Source organism: Bradyrhizobium sp. MI1.11, assembly GCF_055811255.1.
This window is the reverse complement of sequence record NZ_JBVVPM010000036.1, coordinates 18,327-36,077: the sequence shown is the minus strand read 5'-3', so window position 1 is coordinate 36,077 and position 17,751 is coordinate 18,327. Positions and strand designations below refer to the sequence as shown.

At 65.0% G+C, this 17,751-nt stretch carries 13 protein-coding genes; 9 read left to right on the top strand and 4 right to left on the bottom strand.

Going from position 1 to position 17,751, the window contains the following annotated elements; all coding sequences use genetic code 11:
• Positions 1-10: 10 nt before the first annotated feature.
• Entirely contained in the window at positions 11-364 is a 354-nt protein-coding gene (locus AC0L30_RS29075) for a DUF1236 domain-containing protein (protein WP_007594952.1), read from the bottom strand.
• A 223-nt stretch (positions 365-587) separates the two neighbouring features.
• Here AC0L30_RS29075 and AC0L30_RS29070 point away from each other — a divergent pair, with 223 nt between their 5' ends.
• The 3 genes from AC0L30_RS29070 to AC0L30_RS29060 all read left to right on the top strand — a co-directional run bounded on the left by AC0L30_RS29070 (position 588) and on the right by AC0L30_RS29060 (position 5,750).
• A complete protein-coding gene (locus tag AC0L30_RS29070; RefSeq protein ID WP_007594951.1) occupies positions 588-743 on the top strand; it encodes a DUF3096 domain-containing protein in 156 nt (51 codons plus the stop codon).
• 96 nt (positions 744-839) lie between these two features.
• On the top strand, positions 840-3,794 hold the full coding sequence (gene ppdK, locus AC0L30_RS29065; protein ID WP_473405775.1) for a pyruvate, phosphate dikinase: 2,955 nt from the start codon (positions 840-842) through the stop codon (positions 3,792-3,794).
• 501 nt (positions 3,795-4,295) lie between these two features.
• Complete coding sequence (locus AC0L30_RS29060) at positions 4,296-5,750, top strand: cell wall hydrolase (RefSeq protein WP_473405774.1); 1,455 nt, start codon at positions 4,296-4,298, stop codon at positions 5,748-5,750.
• A 4-nt stretch (positions 5,751-5,754) separates the two neighbouring features.
• On the opposite strand, the gene nadC is transcribed toward AC0L30_RS29060, so the two are convergent.
• From nadC to nadA, 3 genes are all read right to left on the bottom strand, one after another.
• Positions 5,755-6,633 (bottom strand): carboxylating nicotinate-nucleotide diphosphorylase, encoded by an 879-nt coding sequence (gene nadC, locus AC0L30_RS29055; protein WP_007594942.1) that lies wholly within the window; start codon positions 6,631-6,633, stop codon positions 5,755-5,757.
• Between the two features lie 11 nt (positions 6,634-6,644).
• Positions 6,645-8,252, bottom strand: coding sequence for an L-aspartate oxidase (locus AC0L30_RS29050; protein ID WP_473405773.1), 1,608 nt, complete (start codon positions 8,250-8,252; stop codon positions 6,645-6,647).
• 199 nt (positions 8,253-8,451) lie between these two features.
• A complete protein-coding gene (gene nadA, locus AC0L30_RS29045) occupies positions 8,452-9,558 on the bottom strand; it encodes a quinolinate synthase NadA (RefSeq protein WP_007594940.1) in 1,107 nt (368 codons plus the stop codon).
• A gap of 330 nt (positions 9,559-9,888) precedes the next feature.
• Between nadA and AC0L30_RS29040 the strand changes: the two genes are divergently transcribed.
• From AC0L30_RS29040 to AC0L30_RS29015, 6 genes are all read left to right on the top strand, one after another.
• Positions 9,889-11,142, top strand: a complete 1,254-nt coding sequence (locus tag AC0L30_RS29040) for an MFS transporter (protein WP_007594939.1) — start codon at positions 9,889-9,891, stop codon at positions 11,140-11,142.
• A gap of 40 nt (positions 11,143-11,182) precedes the next feature.
• The gene (gene acuI / locus AC0L30_RS29035; RefSeq protein WP_219684675.1) at positions 11,183-12,169 is read left to right on the top strand and encodes an acrylyl-CoA reductase (NADPH); all 987 of its coding nucleotides are present in this window, start codon (positions 11,183-11,185) and stop codon (positions 12,167-12,169) included.
• A 112-nt stretch (positions 12,170-12,281) separates the two neighbouring features.
• On the top strand, positions 12,282-12,881 hold the full coding sequence (locus tag AC0L30_RS29030; protein ID WP_473405772.1) for a hypothetical protein: 600 nt from the start codon (positions 12,282-12,284) through the stop codon (positions 12,879-12,881).
• 164 nt (positions 12,882-13,045) lie between these two features.
• The gene (locus tag AC0L30_RS29025; protein WP_007594936.1) at positions 13,046-13,297 is read left to right on the top strand and encodes a DUF6894 family protein; all 252 of its coding nucleotides are present in this window, start codon (positions 13,046-13,048) and stop codon (positions 13,295-13,297) included.
• A 207-nt stretch (positions 13,298-13,504) separates the two neighbouring features.
• A complete protein-coding gene (locus AC0L30_RS29020) occupies positions 13,505-15,238 on the top strand; it encodes a methyl-accepting chemotaxis protein (protein ID WP_473405771.1) in 1,734 nt (577 codons plus the stop codon).
• Positions 15,239-15,566: 328 nt separating this feature from the next.
• Entirely contained in the window at positions 15,567-17,720 is a 2,154-nt protein-coding gene (locus AC0L30_RS29015; RefSeq protein WP_473405770.1) for a methyl-accepting chemotaxis protein, read from the top strand.
• Positions 17,721-17,751: the final 31 nt, after the last annotated feature.

The following is a 17,751-nucleotide window of genomic DNA, read 5'->3' as shown; positions in this document are numbered from 1 at the left end:
CCTGAAGACGCTAGTCCATCACCTCGACGATGCGCCGCGAGCGCGGCTCGACCAGCACGGTCTCGCCGTTCACGACGGTGTAGCGATAGGTGGTGGCGCCGAAACGTTGCGGCACGTCATAATAGGTCACGCCGCTTTCAGGTAAGGTGGCACCGACCACCACGCGATCCGGGATGCGGAAAGCCGGCACACGTTGTTCGACGACATAGTCGCGGAACGCCGGCCGCTGCTCGACCGCAATGGTCGGACCGCTGTCGACGACGACGGGTGCGCGTCCCACTGTGACGCTGCTTTGCGCCTGCGCCGCAAGGGGCGAGCCGATCGCGGCCGCGAGCGCTGCAAGAGCAAGAATCCTGTTCCGCATGGGCAACTCCTTCGAGAAGGTTTTCGGGAAGCGCCAATGGCGCGACCGGTTGCCAATGCATGCGTCTTCGCGATGTTCCGGAAAACGGCCGCCGCATTCGCGGCATTTTCGGGCAGTTTTCGCGAAGCCGGGAACTCGCGCCCGCCCAGTGCGTCTCTACCCGCGGAACCTAGTCCGCTATGATCCCGCCGCGATTCGCCCCCACCCCACGGAAAGAAAGTTCATGCACATCACCGTCGCCCATATCTCGCCGATCCTGTCGCTGCTTGCGGGTGTGCTCATCCTGATCATGCCGCGCCTGCTGAACCTGATCGTCGCGATTTTTCTCATCATAAATGGTGCGATCGGGCTCGGATTGTTGAAGTGGCTCCATCTCTAGGCCTTCATTCTACGGAACTCTTCGACTTGCGCGGACCTGCCCAAAGTGGTGTAAGGCCCGCGATTACCCATTCCTCTCGCAGGTTGTGTGCAAGCTATGGCCAAAGCCGCCTCGAAAACTTCAGCGAAAATGCCAGCGAAATCAAAGTCCTCTGCCAAGGCGAAAGCCGCGCCGGCGGCCCGCAAGGCACTTGCCAAGCGCGCCCCGAAGCCCGTGGCCAAGGCTGCTGCCAAGCCGGCTGTGAAGCCTGCGGCCAAGGCCGTTTCCAAGGCTGTTGCGAAGGCGCCGAAGAAGCCGGTTGCGCCGAAGGTCGCCGCGAAGTCGGTACCGAGCAAGGCTGCTTCAATCAAGGCGGCGCCTGTTGCGGCCAAGGCCGGCAAGTGGGTGTTCACGTTCGGGGACGGCAAGGCCGAGGGCAAAGCGGAGATGCGCGACCTGCTCGGCGGCAAGGGCGCCAACCTCGCCGAGATGGCCAATCTCGGCCTGCCGGTGCCTCCGGGCTTCACCATCCCGACCTCGGTCTGCACCTATTTCTACGCGCACGACAAATCCTACCCCAAGGAATTGAAGTCGCAGGTTGAGAAGGCGCTCGATCATGTTGGCAAGTTGACCGGCAAGATCTTCGGCGATTCCAGGAACCCGCTGCTCGTTTCCGTGCGCTCCGGCGGCCGCGCCTCGATGCCGGGCATGATGGACACCGTGCTCAATCTCGGCCTCAACGACGAGACCGTGGAAGCGCTGTCGGAACTGTCGGGCGATCGCCGCTTCGCCTATGACAGCTATCGCCGCTTCATCACCATGTATTCGGACGTGGTGCTCGGCTTCGAGCATCATCATTTCGAGGAAATCCTCGACACCTTCAAGGACAGCCAGGGCTACACGCTCGACACCGATCTCACCGCCGACGACTGGGTCGATCTGGTCGGCAAGTACAAGGACGCGGTCGCGCGCGAAACCGGCAAGGATTTTCCGCAGGATCCGCACGACCAGCTCTGGGGCGCGATTGGCGCGGTGTTTTCATCCTGGATGAACGCGCGCGCGGTGACCTACCGCAGGCTGCACGACATTCCGGAATCCTGGGGCACCGCGGTCAACGTGCAGGCCATGGTGTTCGGCAACATGGGCGAGACCTCGGCGACCGGCGTTGCCTTCACGCGCAATCCCTCGACCGGCGAGAGCAAGCTCTACGGCGAGTTCCTGATCAACGCGCAAGGCGAGGACGTGGTGGCGGGCATCCGCACGCCGCAGGACATCACCGAGGAAGCGCGCAAGGACTCGGGCTCCGACAAGGCGTCGATGGAATCGGCGATGCCGGAAGCCTTCAACGAGCTGACCCGGATCTACACGCTGCTCGAGAAGCACTACCGCGACATGCAGGACATGGAGTTCACGGTCGAGCAGGGCAAGCTCTGGATGCTGCAGACCCGCGGCGGCAAGCGCACCGCGAAAGCGGCGCTGCGCATCGCGGTCGAGCTCGCCAATGAAGGCCTGATCACCAAGAAGGAAGCGGTGACGCGGATCGACCCCGCCTCGCTCGATCAGCTGCTGCATCCGACCATCGACCCCAATGCCAAGCGCGACGTGATCGCGACCGGCCTGCCGGCCTCGCCGGGTGCGGCCTCCGGCGAGATCGTGTTCTCCTCGGACGAGGCGGCCAAGCTTCAGGCCGACGGTCGCAAGGTGATTCTGGTCCGGATCGAGACCAGCCCCGAGGACATCCACGGCATGCACGCCGCCGAAGGCATCTTGACCACCCGTGGCGGCATGACCTCGCATGCTGCGGTGGTCGCGCGCGGCATGGGCAAGCCCTGCGTCTCCGGCTGCGGCACCATCCGCGTCGATTACGGCCGCGGCACCATGAGCATCGGCTCGCGCACCTTCAAGACCGGCGACGTGATCACCATCGACGGCTCGCTCGGTCAGGTGCTCGCCGGCCGCATGCCGATGATCGAGCCCGAGCTGTCCGGCGAGTTCGGCACGCTAATGAAATGGGCCGACCAGGTCCGTAAGATCGGCGTGCGCGTCAACGCGGACACGCCGGAAGACGCGCACACCGCGATCAAGTTCGGCGCGGAAGGCATCGGCCTGTGCCGTACCGAGCACATGTTCTTCGAGGAGACGCGCATCCGCACGGTGCGCGAGATGATCCTCTCCGAGGACGAGCAGTCGCGCCGCGCTGCGCTGGCAAAGCTGCTGCCGATGCAGCGCGCCGACTTCGTCGAGCTGTTCGAGATCATGAAGGGTCTGCCCGTCACGATCCGCTTGCTTGATCCGCCGTTGCACGAGTTCCTGCCGCACACCCATGCCGAGGTCGAGGAAGTGGCGCGCGCCATGAACACCGACCCGCGGCGCCTGGCCGACCGCGCGCGCGAGCTGTCGGAGTTCAACCCGATGCTCGGCTTCCGCGGCTGCCGTATCGCGATCGCCTATCCCGAGATCGCCGAGATGCAGGCGCGCGCGATCTTCGAAGCGGCAGTCGAGGCCGAGAAGCGCACCGGCAAGGCCGTCGGCCTCGAGGTGATGGTGCCGCTGATCGCCACCAAGATGGAGCTCGACCTCGTCAAGGCGCGCATCGATTCCACCGCGAAGGCGGTGATGCGCGACACCAACACCAAGCTGACCTACCAGGTCGGCACCATGATCGAGCTGCCGCGCGCCTGCCTGCTCGCGGCCGAGATCGCGGAGAGCGCCGAGTTCTTCTCGTTCGGTACCAACGACCTCACGCAGACGACCTACGGCATCAGCCGTGACGATGCCGCGAGCTTCCTCGGCACCTACGTGTCCAAGGGCATCCTGCCGATCGATCCCTTCGTCGCGCTCGACCAGGAAGGCGTCGGCGAGCTCGTCAAGATCGGCGTCGCACGCGGCCGCAAGACGCGCGCCTCGCTCAAGGTCGGCATCTGCGGCGAGCACGGCGGCGATCCCGCCTCCGTCGCCTTCTGTCACGCGATCGGCCTCGACTACGTCTCCTGCTCGCCCTACCGCGTCCCGATCGCCCGCCTCGCCGCCGCGCAAGCCGCGCTCGGCAAGGCGGTTGCGAGCCAGGCATAAGCGACGAGTTGAAATGTTGAGAACGAAAGAGGCGGGGGCTAAACCCCGCCTCTTTTGTTTGGAGCGATGCTCTCGCCACGCCGCCATTGCGATCACCGCACACTCGCTGTCATCGCCCGGCTTGACCGGGCGATCCAGTACGCCGAGACGTTAGTGCTTGAACGCAGAAGCCGCGGCGTACTGGATGCCCCGCCTTCGCGGGGCATGACAGCTACTGTTGATGTGGCGATGGGACCGAACCTATCGCGTCCCGTAATGACACGTGCGAGCAAGAGTTCCTTCACCATTCGCGTTGACCAATTGTTTACCGCGCAGCGTGAGGGCGCGTTTACCAATGCGCATCGTCGCCCCGTGAAAACACCTGCGATTGCTTGCGTGTGCCGCATGCGCAACGCCGATTAACGCCCCGGCAACCTAAATTAGATACTCACGATAAAGATCGAATTGCACGGATGTACTGCGGCTCGATTTTTCTAGCGTAAGCGTAGCGTGAGCGTATCGATGTTTTTGTTGCGTACCCATCCGAAGGGCGCGCGGTTCGCGTCCTTCGGCATCGGTCTCTGCATCTTCGCATTGATGCCGAGAGAGACCGGCTATCAGGACATTGCCTCGCTGCTGGCGCGCCAACCCGGCGTCGCGGAGCGTTGGCAGAAGCAGGTATTCTCTGCTGCGTCCTCCATACAGCTGGCCACTTACAGTTTTTCCCGGCCGATCGGCACTTCGGCTCCGCAGAGCGCGATGGTTCGTCTCGCGAGCCTCGACGGCCGCGACGTCACCGGCGCGATCAGCCGCAATCCGGCGCTGCAGGCGCCGCCGCGCTACCAGGCCGCCGATTTTCCCAAGGTCGATCGCTCGATGAAGGGTGACCGCCTCGCAACGGTCACACCGACGCAGGCTCCCGAAGCGGGCGCGCCGACGGCAGCGCCGACGCAGGAAGATCCCGCGACGTCGAACAGCTCGGTGTTCGGCGCCAAGACCGTCGCGCTGCCACAGGCGATGTCGCCGGAGTCCGCGGCCGCGCTCGATCCCGAACTCGCGGAGGCGCTGCGCGCGCCGCCGCTGCCGCAATACACCAATGCGCCACAGGCCAGCGACGCCGCGCGCTCGATCGCGCTCCAGCCGCTCGAAGCGCTGAAGCAGGCCACCATTCCGGCTGCACCGCCGCGCGATCCGTTCCGCGTCAAGACCTCGAACCTATTCTTCGGCAGTTCCTCGCTCGGCGGCAATGTCGAGAGCATCGAGAGCTGGCAACCGGGTGCGGAGCCGCTGATCGTGATGCCCGACCCCGACATGAAGGTGACGGCCTCGCTGTCGCCGCCGTCGGAGGATATTGCGAAGGATATCGAAAGCGGCGAGAGCGTCGCGCCGAAGGGTGAGGTCAACGTCGACAACCAGCGCGCCAGATCGCCGGCGGAACGGCTCGCGCTCGACGACAAGTCGCGCGCGAAGTCCGAAAAATGCCTCGCGGAGGCCGTCTATTTCGAGTCCCGCGGCGAAGCCGTGCGCGGTCAGATGGCGGTTGCGCAGGTGGTGATGAACCGCGTGTTCTCCGGCAAATATCCGGACACGGTGTGCGGCGCCGTCTATCAGAACAAGCACCGGCATTTCGCCTGCCAGTTCACCTTTGCCTGCGACAACAATGCCGACGTGATCCGCGAGCCCGAGATGTGGGAGCGTGCGAAAAAGATCTCGAAGGCCATGCTCGACGGCCAGATCTGGCTGCCCGAGGTCGGCAAGTCCACGCACTACCACGCCTACTGGGTGCGCCCGTCCTGGGTCGCCGAGATGAAGAAGATGTACAAGACCGGCGTCCACACCTTCTATCGCCCACGCGCCTGGGGCGACGGCAGCGAGGAACCGAGCTGGGGCACGCCGGCGCAGACCGCCGCGCTCTCCGCCGAACTCACCCAGGAAGCCAAGAGCTCCGCCGAGATGGGCACGATCGAGCGAAGGTAGCGCCTCACATCTCGATATCCAGCGCGCAGTCGAAATTCGGTGCCGAATGCGTCAGCGCGCCGGCTGAAGCGTAGTCGACGCCGGTCGCCGCGATGGCTGCGATCGAGCCCAGGGTGACGCCGCCGGATGCCTCCAGCTTGAGGCGTCCCTCGTTGATCCCAACGGCCTCGCGCAGCGTCGCAATGTCCATGTTGTCGAGCAGCACGGCGTCGGCAAGGCCGGTGTCGAGCACCTCGCGCAACTGCGTCAGCGTGTCGACCTCGATCTCGATCTTGACGAGATGGCCGGCATGGGCGCGGGCGCGCTCCAGCACGGGGCGGATACCGCCGGCGACCGCGACGTGGTTGTCCTTGATCAGGATCGCGTCGTCGAGCCCGAAGCGGTGATTGAAGCCCCCGCCGCAACGTACCGCGTATTTCTCCAACGCCCGTAATCCCGGCGTGGTTTTTCGCGTGCAGCAGATCCGCATCCGGGTGCCCTCGGTGCGCGCAACATAGTCCGCCGTGAGCGTCGCAACGCCTGACAGGCGGCCGACGAAATTCAGCGCGGTCCGCTCCGCCGTGAGGACGGCGCGTGCCGGCCCCGAGATCGTCAGCACCTGCTGCCCGCGGGCGACGCGCGCGGCGTCGCGAACATGTGCGCGTACCTCGATGTCGGGCGAAAGCCTTTGCAGGGTGGCGAGCGCCAGCGGCAAGCCGGCGATCACGCCGGATTGCCGTGCGACCAGGATCGCTTGCGCCTTCGTTGCCTCGGGGATCGTCGCAAGCGAGGTGATGTCGCCGGCGCGGCCGAGATCCTCATCGAGCGCGCGGTGCACAGCCTCGTCGATCGCGAGCGGGGAGAGGAAGGCGTCGGGGTAGAGCAGAGAGGTTGGGGTGATCATGGCGGACTCCGTCAAGCGATCATGGGTTGCGCGATGCGTGGTGTCGGGCGTTCGGTTAGGCCATCTGCGATCTCGCGCACTGCTGCGAGCGTCGTCATCGTGCGTTGCGCGAGCGCGGGAACGTCCGCGGAATGGTCGGAGCGGAAATGCGCGCCGCGGCTCTCGCGCCGGTTCCAGGCCGACGCCGCCACGAGCAGGGCTGCCGTTGCCATGTTGCAGACCGTGATGCTCGCGGCCTCGCATTCGAGCGCGGCGAAGCTGCGGACCGCCTCCGCAAGCCCCTCACCATTGCGGATCACGCCGACATGCGCGCTCATCAGCGTCCGCAGCCGGTTCACGTCCGCAGCATCCGGCGCGTCGCCCCGCGGCGTCGGCACGTCCGCAAGGCGCGCGGGCGAGGGAATGGTGCGGCCGGCGATGTCGTCGGCGATGCGTGCGGCGTAGACCACGGCCTCCAGCAGCGAATTCGACGCAAGCCGGTTCGCGCCATGCGCGCCGGTGGACGACACTTCGCCGCCGGCCCAGAGCCCGTCGATCGAGCTGCGGCCGCGATCGTCCACCGCGATGCCGCCCATGTGATAGTGCGCCGCCGGTGCGATCGGGATGGCCTGCGTGGCGGGGTCGATGCCGGCGGCGATGCAGCTTGCATGAACGGTCGGGAACCTGTCGGCAAAACGTGCGCCCAGCGCCTGCCGCGCATCGAGGAAGGCGCCGCGCCCGGCCGAGATCTCCGCGAACACGCCGCGGGCCACGATGTCGCGCGGTGCGAGCTCGGCGAGCGGATGGCGCGCCGCCATGAAACGCTCGCCACGGCCGTTGATCAGCGTCGCGCCTTCGCCGCGCAGGGCTTCCGTGGCGAGCGGCGCGGGATCGCGGCCGACCATGATGGCGGTCGGGTGAAATTGCACGAATTCGGGATCTGCAATGACCGCGCCGGCGCGTGCGGCGATCGCAAGGCCGGATCCGCTGGCCTCGCGCGGATTGGTGGTGACGGCATAGAGATGGCCGATGCCGCCGGTGGCGAGCACCACCGTCCGCGCAGCGAGGAGGACCGGCCGTGCGGCGTAATTGCGGACTTCGCGCAGTTGAAGGCCGATGACAGCGCCGTCCTCGGTCAACAGCGCTTCGGCGACAAAGCCTTCGATCAGCCGGATCGATGGTGTGCGCCGCACGGCCTCGCTCAGGGCTGCGATGATGGCGGCGCCCGCGCCGTCGCCGCGCACATGGACGATACGCCGCGCCGAATGTGCGGCCTCGCGCCCGACGGCGAGCCTGCCTTCGAGATCGCGGTCGAACGGCACGCCATAGGCGAGAAGATCGTGAATCCGCGGCGCGGCCTCGCGCGCGATTTCCAATGCGACAGCTTCGTCGACGATGCCGCCGCCAACGGCGATCGTATCCGCGGCGTGCGCTTCCGGCGTATCGCCTTCAGCTATTGCGGCGGCGATGCCGCCTTGCGCCCATGCGGATGACGCGTCCTGTCCGAGCGGCGCGGCCGAGATCAATGTCACCGGCCGCGGCGCGAGCTTCAATGCGCAAAAGAGTCCGGCGAGACCGCCGCCGACGATGACGACATCGTCGGCGCTGCGGGCGAGGGGGTGGATGGTGTTTGTTGTCATAGCTTTCTCCAAGCTCTCAGCTGTCGTCCCGGCCTAGTGCGCAATTGCGCACGGGGGGCCGGGACCCATACTCCGCAGCAGCTGTTGTTTGGCTCAGCTGCCTGACGCTGTTCTTTGCAACCGGCGGCGTTCGGTGGTTATGGGCCCCGGCCCCCGTGCGCAATTGCGCACTAGGCCGGGACGACCGCTGTGTGTGTTGCTAGTTCTTCAGATTGATCATCCGCTCGACCGAGCGCCTTGCGCGGTCCGCAAGCGTGGGATCGATCGTGACCTCGTCGCGAAGCGTCAGCAGGCTCTCCAGAATGTTGGCGAGCGTGATGCGCTTCATGTGCGGGCAGATGTTGCAGGGACGCAGCATCTCCACATCGGGCAGCTCGGCGCGCACATTGTCGGCCATCGAGCATTCCGTGATCATCACCAGCCGCCGCGGCCGCCGCTCGCGCACCCAGTTGATCATGTGCGCGGTCGAGCCCGTGAAGTCGGCCTCGGCCAGCACGTCCGGCGGGCATTCGGGATGGGCGATGATCTGAACGGAGGGATCGGCCTCGCGGTAGCTGCGCAGCTCGGCGCCGGTGAAACGCTCGTGCACCTCGCAGGCGCCCTTCCAGGCAATGATCTTCACGTCGGTCTTCGAGGCCACGTAAGTGGCGAGATAGCGGTCGGGCAGGAAGATCACGCTGGGCGCGCCGAGGCTCTCGACCACCTGAACCGCGTTCGACGAGGTGCAGCAGATATCGACCTCGGCCTTCACCTCCGCGGAGGTGTTGACATAGGCAACGACAGGCACGCCGGGAAATTTTTCGCGGAGCAGGCGGACGTCGGCGCCAGTGATGCTGGCGGCGAGCGAGCAGCCCGCGCGCGTATCAGGGATCAGCACCGTCTTGTCCGGATTGAGCAGTTTCGACGTCTCCGCCATGAAGTGCACGCCGCACTGGACGATGATGCCGGCCTTCACCCTGGTGGCTTCGACCGCGAGCTGGAGCGAATCACCGCCGATGTCGGCGACGCAGTGGAAGATCTCCGGCGCCTGGTAATTATGCGCGAGAATCACCGCGCCGCGCGCCTGCTTCAGTTCGTTGATCGCCTTGATCGTCGGGGCCATCAGCGGCCATTCGATCGGCGGGATCACCTGTTTCACGCGCTCGTAAAGCGGTGCGGTGGCTCGCTCGACCTCCGGCGTCCATTCCAGTGAAGGCATCGGCAGCGGAGGTCCGGTTCGCGCCTGCCCCGGCCGTGCCGGCGCGATGACGTGGCCCTGCGGCCGGTTGGCAAAGTCGTCGGGGCCGTAAATTCCAGTTAGCGGCATCGAAGCCTCCCGAGTATGTCCGTTGTACTCAATATGAGTATATTTGTGGCCTGAGAAATCCGGCCGAGGGGGCCGGTGGACCGTCGATATGCTCAACTTGAGTAAATCGAAGATAACACGGCGCGCGGCGGGCCGCCAGATCTTGCCGCACACATTTCCGTCAAGTCCGGCGCCCGGCGCGTCGGCTAAGGTCGCGAGGAAATGCAATGCTCCCGCGCCAGCTCTTCGCGGAATGCAATCGTTTTTGACTTGGGGTTTTCATGCAGATGCATTAAACGAGCTGACTCGCGGCTGCCATTTGCGAATCCGCGACGACGCACGAGGAACAGCATGTCGACACAGATGGGCGAGCTCGGTTCGGTCTCCCGTTCCTCCTCCTGGCGTACGCCGGCGATCATCATTCTCTGCGGCTGCGCGATCGGGATGCTCGGCTTCGGCCCGCGCTCGGCGCTCGGTTTCTTCGTACAGCCGATGAGCCATGAATATGCCTGGGGCCGCGACGTGTTCGGCCTCGCGATCGCGTTTCAGAATTTGCTGTGGGGACTGGGCCAGCCCGTCGCCGGCGCGGTCGCCGATCGCTTCGGCCTGTTCCGGGTAATGTGCGTCGGCGCTCTGCTCTATGCCGGCGGCTTGCTCCTGATGCGCTATTCCTCGACGCCGCTGTCGCTCAACATCGGCGCTGGCGTCATGGTTGGCTTCGGTCTCGCCGGCTGCTCGTTCAATCTGGTGCTCTCGGCATTTACCAAGCTCTTGCCGGCCGAGAAGCGCGGCCTTGCGCTTGGCGCCGGCACTGCGGCGGGATCGTTCGGGCAGTTCCTGTTCGCGCCGATCGGTGTGGCCCTGATCGACAATTTCGGCTGGCAGCAGGCGCTCACCGTGTTCGGCTTCCTGATGCTGCTGATCATCCCGCTGGCGCTGGCGCTCTCGACGCCGCCGGTCGCAAGCACGGCAAACGCGGCGCCCGCGGACCAGCAGACTTTCACCAAAGCGCTCGCGGAAGCCTTCGGCCATCGCTCCTACGTGCTGCTTGTGCTCGGCTTCTTCACCTGCGGCTTCCAGCTTGCCTTCATCACGGTGCATCTGCCGGCCTTCCTGGTCGATAACGGCATCTCCACGCAAGTCGGCGGCTGGGTGATCGCCGCGATCGGCCTGTTCAACATCATGGGATCGCTCAGCGTCGGCTATCTCCAGAACTCACTTCCCAAGCGCTACATCCTCTCGAGCATCTATTTCACCCGCGCGCTTGCGACGTTTGCCTTCATCTCGTTCCCGATCACGCCATTCTCGGCGATTGCGTTCGGCGCGGTCTCCGGCCTGACCTGGCTGTCGACCGTGCCGCCGACCTCGGCGCTGGTCGCGATCATGTTCGGCACGCGCTGGTTCGCCACCCTCTATGGCTTCGCCTTCGTCAGCCATCAGGTCGGCGGCTTCCTCGGCGTCTGGCTCGGCGGCATTGTGTTCGAGCGGTTCGGTTCCTACACGCCGATCTGGTGGCTCTCGATCCTGTTCGGCGTGCTCTCGGCGCTGATCAATCTTCCGATCGTGGAAAAACCGGTCCAGCGGGCGGTTGCGCAGCCTGCCTGATCGGCTAAACATCCCCTGAAACAAGTCAGGGAGTTTTGCTGTGGCGACGTTCAAGGCGATCCGGATCGACAAGGCGGACAAGGGCACCACCGCGCAGCTCACGCAGTTCGACGAAGCCGAGCTGATGGAGGGCGACGTCACCGTCCGCGTGGAATGGTCGACATTGAACTACAAGGACGGCCTTGCGCTCACCGGCAAGGCGCCGGTGGTGCGCCGCTTTCCGATGATTGCCGGCATCGATTTCGCCGGCACCGTCGAGCAGTCCTCGCATCCGCAATGGAAGGCGGGCGATAAAGTCGTCTGCACCGGCTGGGGCATGGGGGAGACCCATCTCGGCGCCTATGCCGAGAAGGCGCGGGTGAAAGGCGACTGGCTGGTCGCTCTTCCGCAGGGCCTGTCGGCGCGCGACGCCATGGCGATCGGCACCGCCGGCTTCACCGCGATGCTGTCCGTGCTGGCGCTGGAGAAGCACGGAGTGTCGCCGAACAGCGGTCCGGTCGTGGTGACAGGCGCGGCGGGCGGCGTCGGCTCGGTTGCGACCGCCGTGCTCTCGAAGCTCGGCTATCACGTCATCGCCTCCACGGGACGTGCGTCCGAAGCGGACTATCTGAAAGAGATCGGCGCGACTGAGGTGATCGACCGCAACGAATTGTCAGCGGCCGCCAAGCCCATCGCCAAGGAGCGCTGGGCGGGTGGCGTCGACAGCGTCGGCTCGACCACGCTCGCAAATCTCCTGTCGATGACAAAGTATGGCGGCGCGATCGCGGCCTGCGGCTTGGCGGCCGGCATGGACCTGCCGTCTTCCGTCGCGCCCTTCATTTTGCGCGGGGTGTGCCTTCTCGGCATCGATTCCGTGATGTGCCCGATCGAGCCGCGGAAAGCCGCCTGGCAGCGCCTGGCGTCCGATCTGGATCGGACAAAACTAGCTGAAATTACTCACGAAATTCCGCTTTCCGAAGTTCCGGAGTGGGGCGCGAAAATCCTGGCCGGCCAGGTCCGCGGTCGCACCGTGGTAAAAATTCTCTAACGGCGTTCAGACTTTACCAACCATGCTGCTCCAATGTCGCCATGGTTAGTATGGTAAGCAGCGGGTAAAGAGATAAGGCATAGCCCGCTGCGGGGTTGGTTCGGAGTTGAGCATGCTTGCGCGTATTGTGTTGGGGGCGGTCACGGCGGTAGCGACGTTTGCGCCGGCCATTGCTGGAAGCATGAACGCCGATGAGGCGCGCCGCTTCGTCGCCGGGAAGGTGTTTGCTTTCAACTGCTTTGACGGCACCCGCGGGGCTGGCCGCATCATGGACGACCTCGGCGCCGCCGGCGCCGTGCAGTTCTCGGGTGCAGGTCCGGTGAAACATCTCCGTCTGCCCGGCAACACGCTTCAGATCCGCGGCCAGAACGTCTGCGCCTCGATCAAGGGCATTCCGTTCGAGCCCTGTTTCAATCTTGAAAAGACCGACGATCGCAGTTTCCGCGGCTCGGTGTCGGGGATGGGCTTTGCCTATTGCGACTTCCATCACCAAGGCGGCAACCAGATGCTGATGGCGCGCGCCGTCGCGCGGCCGCGCTCGCTGCGCACCTCGGAACACACGGGTTCGGTCGGCGCGACCAACACCGAAGTCGCCGCGCGTGTCGAGACCCCACGCGTCGAGAGCAGCCGGCTCGAGCCGGTGAAGCCGCAAGTTAAATCGGAGCCCGCCAGGGACGACGCCCCGCTGGAGCTGCGCCGCTCGACCCAGTGAGTTGGCTTCGCAGGACAGTCCGCGCACTTTGTCGTTGAGAGCTGCCATCAAACACGAAGCCGCCGCGCCGTAGTCATACGGACGGCGGCTTTCATGCGTTGGTAGCTGTTCGCGCCCCAGTTTGCGTACGGCCGGGGGGCGCGGCCCGATAAAAGGGTTCAACGATGTCGCTGTACTTCTTCCGTATCAGCACGGGCCGCTATTCCGGTGCTGCCGACCAGCCATATGAGTTCGAGGACCGCGCCGCGGCCTGGACCGAGATGACCGAAGTCTGTGCCAATTTGCTCGGCGGCATCTCACGCGGCCTGAAACAGGACGCCGAATGGCGCATGGAGCTGCTCGACGAGAACAAGGAGCCGGTGTTCCGGATCAGCCTGATCGGCGAGAGCCAGAAAGCCCTTGGTCGCACTGGCTAGAAATCGGGCATCTTACCGCCGCGTGTGGTTAACTTGTTAAGCGCGCGGACCGTGCCATTTTTCAAGGGATTTCCCGGCGAAGCCGGTATTTGTCCGGGGGTGGCCGTTAACCGGATCACCACACCTGAAGCTCAGTTCTTAGGCAAGGGCGATCAACGCCGAGGGCGGCCGACAATGACTTGGCCGCGCATCCCGGGAAACGCCCTCATGTCGAGACTCATCCAGAATCTACAAATTGGTACCAAGCTCGCGCTCGCTTCGGTGTTCGGCGTTATTCTCGTCGGCGCCATGATCGCGAGCCAGGTCATCGGCAACAACACCGTGCGTCATTCCAACCAAGCAGCAATTGCGCAGCAGGAATTGGTGCGCGAGGCCACCGAAGCCAAGCTTGGAATACGTGGCATGCAGCTCGCTGTACGCGACATGCGTCTCGCCAACAATCAGGGTGACTTGCAAAAGGCGAGCGAGACTCTGCTGGAGCGGTCGAAAGCGCTGAACGGCGTCATCGATTCCATGCTCAGATTGACGCACTCCCCGGAAAATCGCGCGCGGATGGAGAAGCTCAGGTCTACGTCCGCCGATTACCTGAAGGGCGCACAGCAGAACGCCTCTTTTCGCAGCGAGGCCATTGCCGTTGCGGCCACGGACCCCGCGCGCGCGGCCAAGATTTCCGAGGAAGGCGCGCGCCAGATCCGTGAGGTGACGCTGCCGCTTGCGACGCAACTGGATAATTTGACCAGTGAGATCGCCGATTTCGCCACGCACAAAGGCGAGGAAGAAATCGCTGCCGCGACCCAGGAGATGGCCGCGAGCGAGCGTCTCGGCATGGTGGTCGGTGCGTGCGCCGTGCTCGTCCTCGTGGGTTCATGGCTGATGTCCTTCCTGACCATCGCGCGGCCGATCCGCGCGCTCACGGTTGCCATGGACAAGCTCGCTGGTGGTGACTTCTCCGTGGTGCTGCCGGGGCTCGGCCGCAAGGACGAGGTCGGCGGCGTTGCCGGTGCCGTCGAAAAATTCAAGACCGTATCCGAGCAGAAGGCGCGCGAGGAAGCGGAAGCCAAGATGCGGCAGGACCAGATGGCGGCCGAGCAGCGCAAGGCCGAGATGCGCAGGCTTGCCGACAGTTTCGAAGGCGCCGTCGGCGAGATTGTCGGCACGGTGTCGTCGGCCTCGACCGAACTCGAAGCGTCGGCCACGACGCTGACCTCGACCGCCGAGCGCACGCAACAGCTCACGACCGTGGTTGCAGCAGCCTCGGAGGAAGCCTCGACCAACGTGCAATCGGTGGCGTCTGCGACCGAAGAGCTGTCGTCCTCGATCACCGAGATCAGCCGCCAGGTGCAGGAATCGGCGCGGGTCGCGAGCGAGGCGGTGACCCAGGCCCGCACCACAACGGACCGTGTCGGCGAATTGTCCAAGGCGGCGGCTCGCATTGGCGACGTGGTCGAGCTGATCAACACCATCGCCGGCCAGACCAACCTGCTGGCGCTCAATGCCACCATCGAGGCGGCACGCGCCGGCGAGGCCGGCCGCGGCTTTGCCGTGGTGGCTTCCGAAGTGAAGGCGCTGGCCGAGCAGACCGCAAAGGCGACCGGCGAAATCGGCCAGCAGATTTCGAGCATCCAGGCGGCGACGCAGGACTCGGTCGCCGCCATCAGCGCCATCAGCAACACCATCGAAAAGCTGTCCGAGATATCGTCCACGATCGCTGCGGCCGTCGAGGAGCAGGGCGCGGCGACGCAGGAGATCTCGCGCAACGTGCAGCAGGCGGCGGAAGGCACCCATCAGGTCTCGTCCAACATCACCGACGTGCAGCGCGGCGCGGGCGAAACTGGATCGGCATCCTCGCAGGTGCTGGCAGCGGCACAGTCGCTGTCCGGCGACAGCAACCGCCTCAAGCTCGAGGTCGGCAAATTCCTCGACACCGTGCGCGCCGCCTAAGAACCTCGTTCCGGACAGCTCGGAAGACGCCCTGCCTCCTTAGGCGGGGCGTTTTTGCATCCGATCGTCGCCGCGAACGTCTCGCGCAGGCCTTCGGCGAACGTCGGCTGCAAAAACAAACAGCGGCGACCTCAAGCTGAAATTTACAACCTGCTCGCGAAATTACCCCTTCGATTTCAACTATTTGGGCTGAAATCTCAGTATTTCTCCGAACCCTCCCGTTAACCAGAATGCGAAAACACGAGGACTAGATTCTCCGGCAAGGGCGATCAACGTCCATGCAGCCGGCAAGGACTTGGCTGCGTGTTTCCTTCGGGGGAAACGTACCATGTTGAGCCCTGCACATCATCAGGCCCGAACTCAGGCCGCCAGCGCGTGGAGTCGGCTCGGACATGTTCGGATCGGCACGATCTTGCCGATCATCATCTCTGCCCTGGTCTTGCTGGGGTTGGCCTCGGCCGGATTCATCGCCTATGAGGCCATCCTCAAGAGGCGAGAGTCCGGGGCATTCCTGAAGGTCAATGCAGTTGCCCAGCTGCTGCTGCGCAGCGCAGGACATTGGGCGATTGAACGCGGGCTGACCAACGCCGTGCTGAAGTCTCCTGATGTCGTCAGCCCCGAGCGCCGTGCCGAAATCGCAAAGGCGCGCGCGACGGCCGACGAGGCCTTTCGGCAAGCCATCCTCGATATCAGCGCGATTCCCGAAATGGCGGCGGGGCAAAGACAGATTGCGGACGCAGCGACGAAATTCGAGGCGCTGCGTCTCTTGCGTGAGAAGGCCGACGTGGAAATGTCGCGCCCGCGCGTCGAACGCGAACCTGACCTCGTCGATGGCTTCGCGCCAACGATTACGGAGGTGATCGACGTCGCGAGCAACCGCTTGCGGCTGACGCTCGAAACGCTCACCAGCCCGCCCGTGGCAAGGCTGGCGCAGCTCATCGGCTTGCGACATCTGACAGCTCAGATGGCCGAGAATGCCGGAAGGGAGCGGGCCCTGCTGGCCGGTGTCGTCGGTGCGCGTGCGAAGCTCGGGATGGAGGGCCATGAGCGCCTTTCGGCGCTGCGGGCCAAGGTCGAACTCGCATGGGACACCGTATTGCCGGTGCGGCTGCGCTCGGACCTCGCCCTGCAGATCGGCGAGGCGATGACGGAGGTCGAGAAGTCCTATTTTGGACTCTACGGTGAAACGCGGGCGCTTGTGCTCGCCGGTGGCGAAGGCGGCAACTACAAGATCACCGGACCCGAGTACTTCACGCGGGCCACTGTCGGCATCAATGCGGTGCTGAAGCTCGGTGAAGCCATTGGCGCGGCCGCTGACCGCGAAGCCACGATGCAGGCAGAAGTCAGCACTCGTAATTTCGCTTTCACGGTCGTGTTGCTCTGCGCCTCGGTGATGCTCGCTGGCCTCAGTTTCTGGATCACCTTTGGCCGGATCCTCAAGCCGCTTTCAGCCATTTCGGTTGCGATGGGTGGGCTCGCCAATGGCGACTTCACGACGGTCGTACCAGGCACCCGCCGAGGTGACGAGGTCGGCGAGATGGCACGGACCGTTGAAGTCTTCAAGCAGAACGGCCTCGAAGTCGAACGCATGCGCGGCGATCACGCTGCGGCCGAGAAGCGGGCAGCCGAGCAGCGCAAGGTGGAAATGCGGAAGCTGGCCGACGGCTTCGAAGCCGCGATCGGGGAGATCGTCGACACCGTGTCCTCGGCAGCGACCGAGCTGGAAGCCTCGGCGTCGACGCTCACATCGACTGCGGAGCGTGGGCAGCAGCTCACGACCATGGTTGCTGCGGCCTCCGAGGAGGCGTCCGCCAACGTACAGGCGGTGGCGTCGGCGACCGAGGAGCTGTCGTCCTCTATCACCGAGATCAGCAGGCAGGTGCAGGAATCGGCCCGCGTGGCCCACGAAGCTGTCGGCCAGGCGCGTGTCACCACCGAGCGTGTCAGCGAATTGTCCAAGGCGGCGACGCGGATCGGCGCCGTGGTCGAGCTGATCAGCACGATCGCAGGTCAGACCAATCTCCTGGCGCTCAACGCGACCATCGAGGCCGCGCGCGCCGGCGAAGCGGGTCGCGGCTTTGCGGTTGTCGCCTCCGAGGTCAAGGCACTCGCCGAACAGACCGCGAAGGCCACCGGTGAGATCGGGCAGCAGATCGCCAGCATCCAGACCGCGACCGAGCATTCGGTCGGCGCAATCAAGGACATCAGCGGCACTATCGAGAAGCTCTCGGAGATTTCCTCCACGATCGCGGCGGCCGTGGAAGAGCAGGGCGCGGCGACACAGGAAATCTCCCGCAACGTGCAGCAGGCGGCGGAAGGCACCCATCAGGTCTCGGCCAACATCACCGACGTGCAGCGCGGGGCGAGCGAGACCGGCTCGGCGTCGTCGCAGGTGCTGGCGGCGGCCCAGTCGCTCTCTGGCGACAGCAACCGTCCCAAGCTCGAAGTCGGCAACTTCCTCGATACCGTGCGCGCAGCGTGACGCGGCATCGCGCAGCGCAAGCGGAACGCGA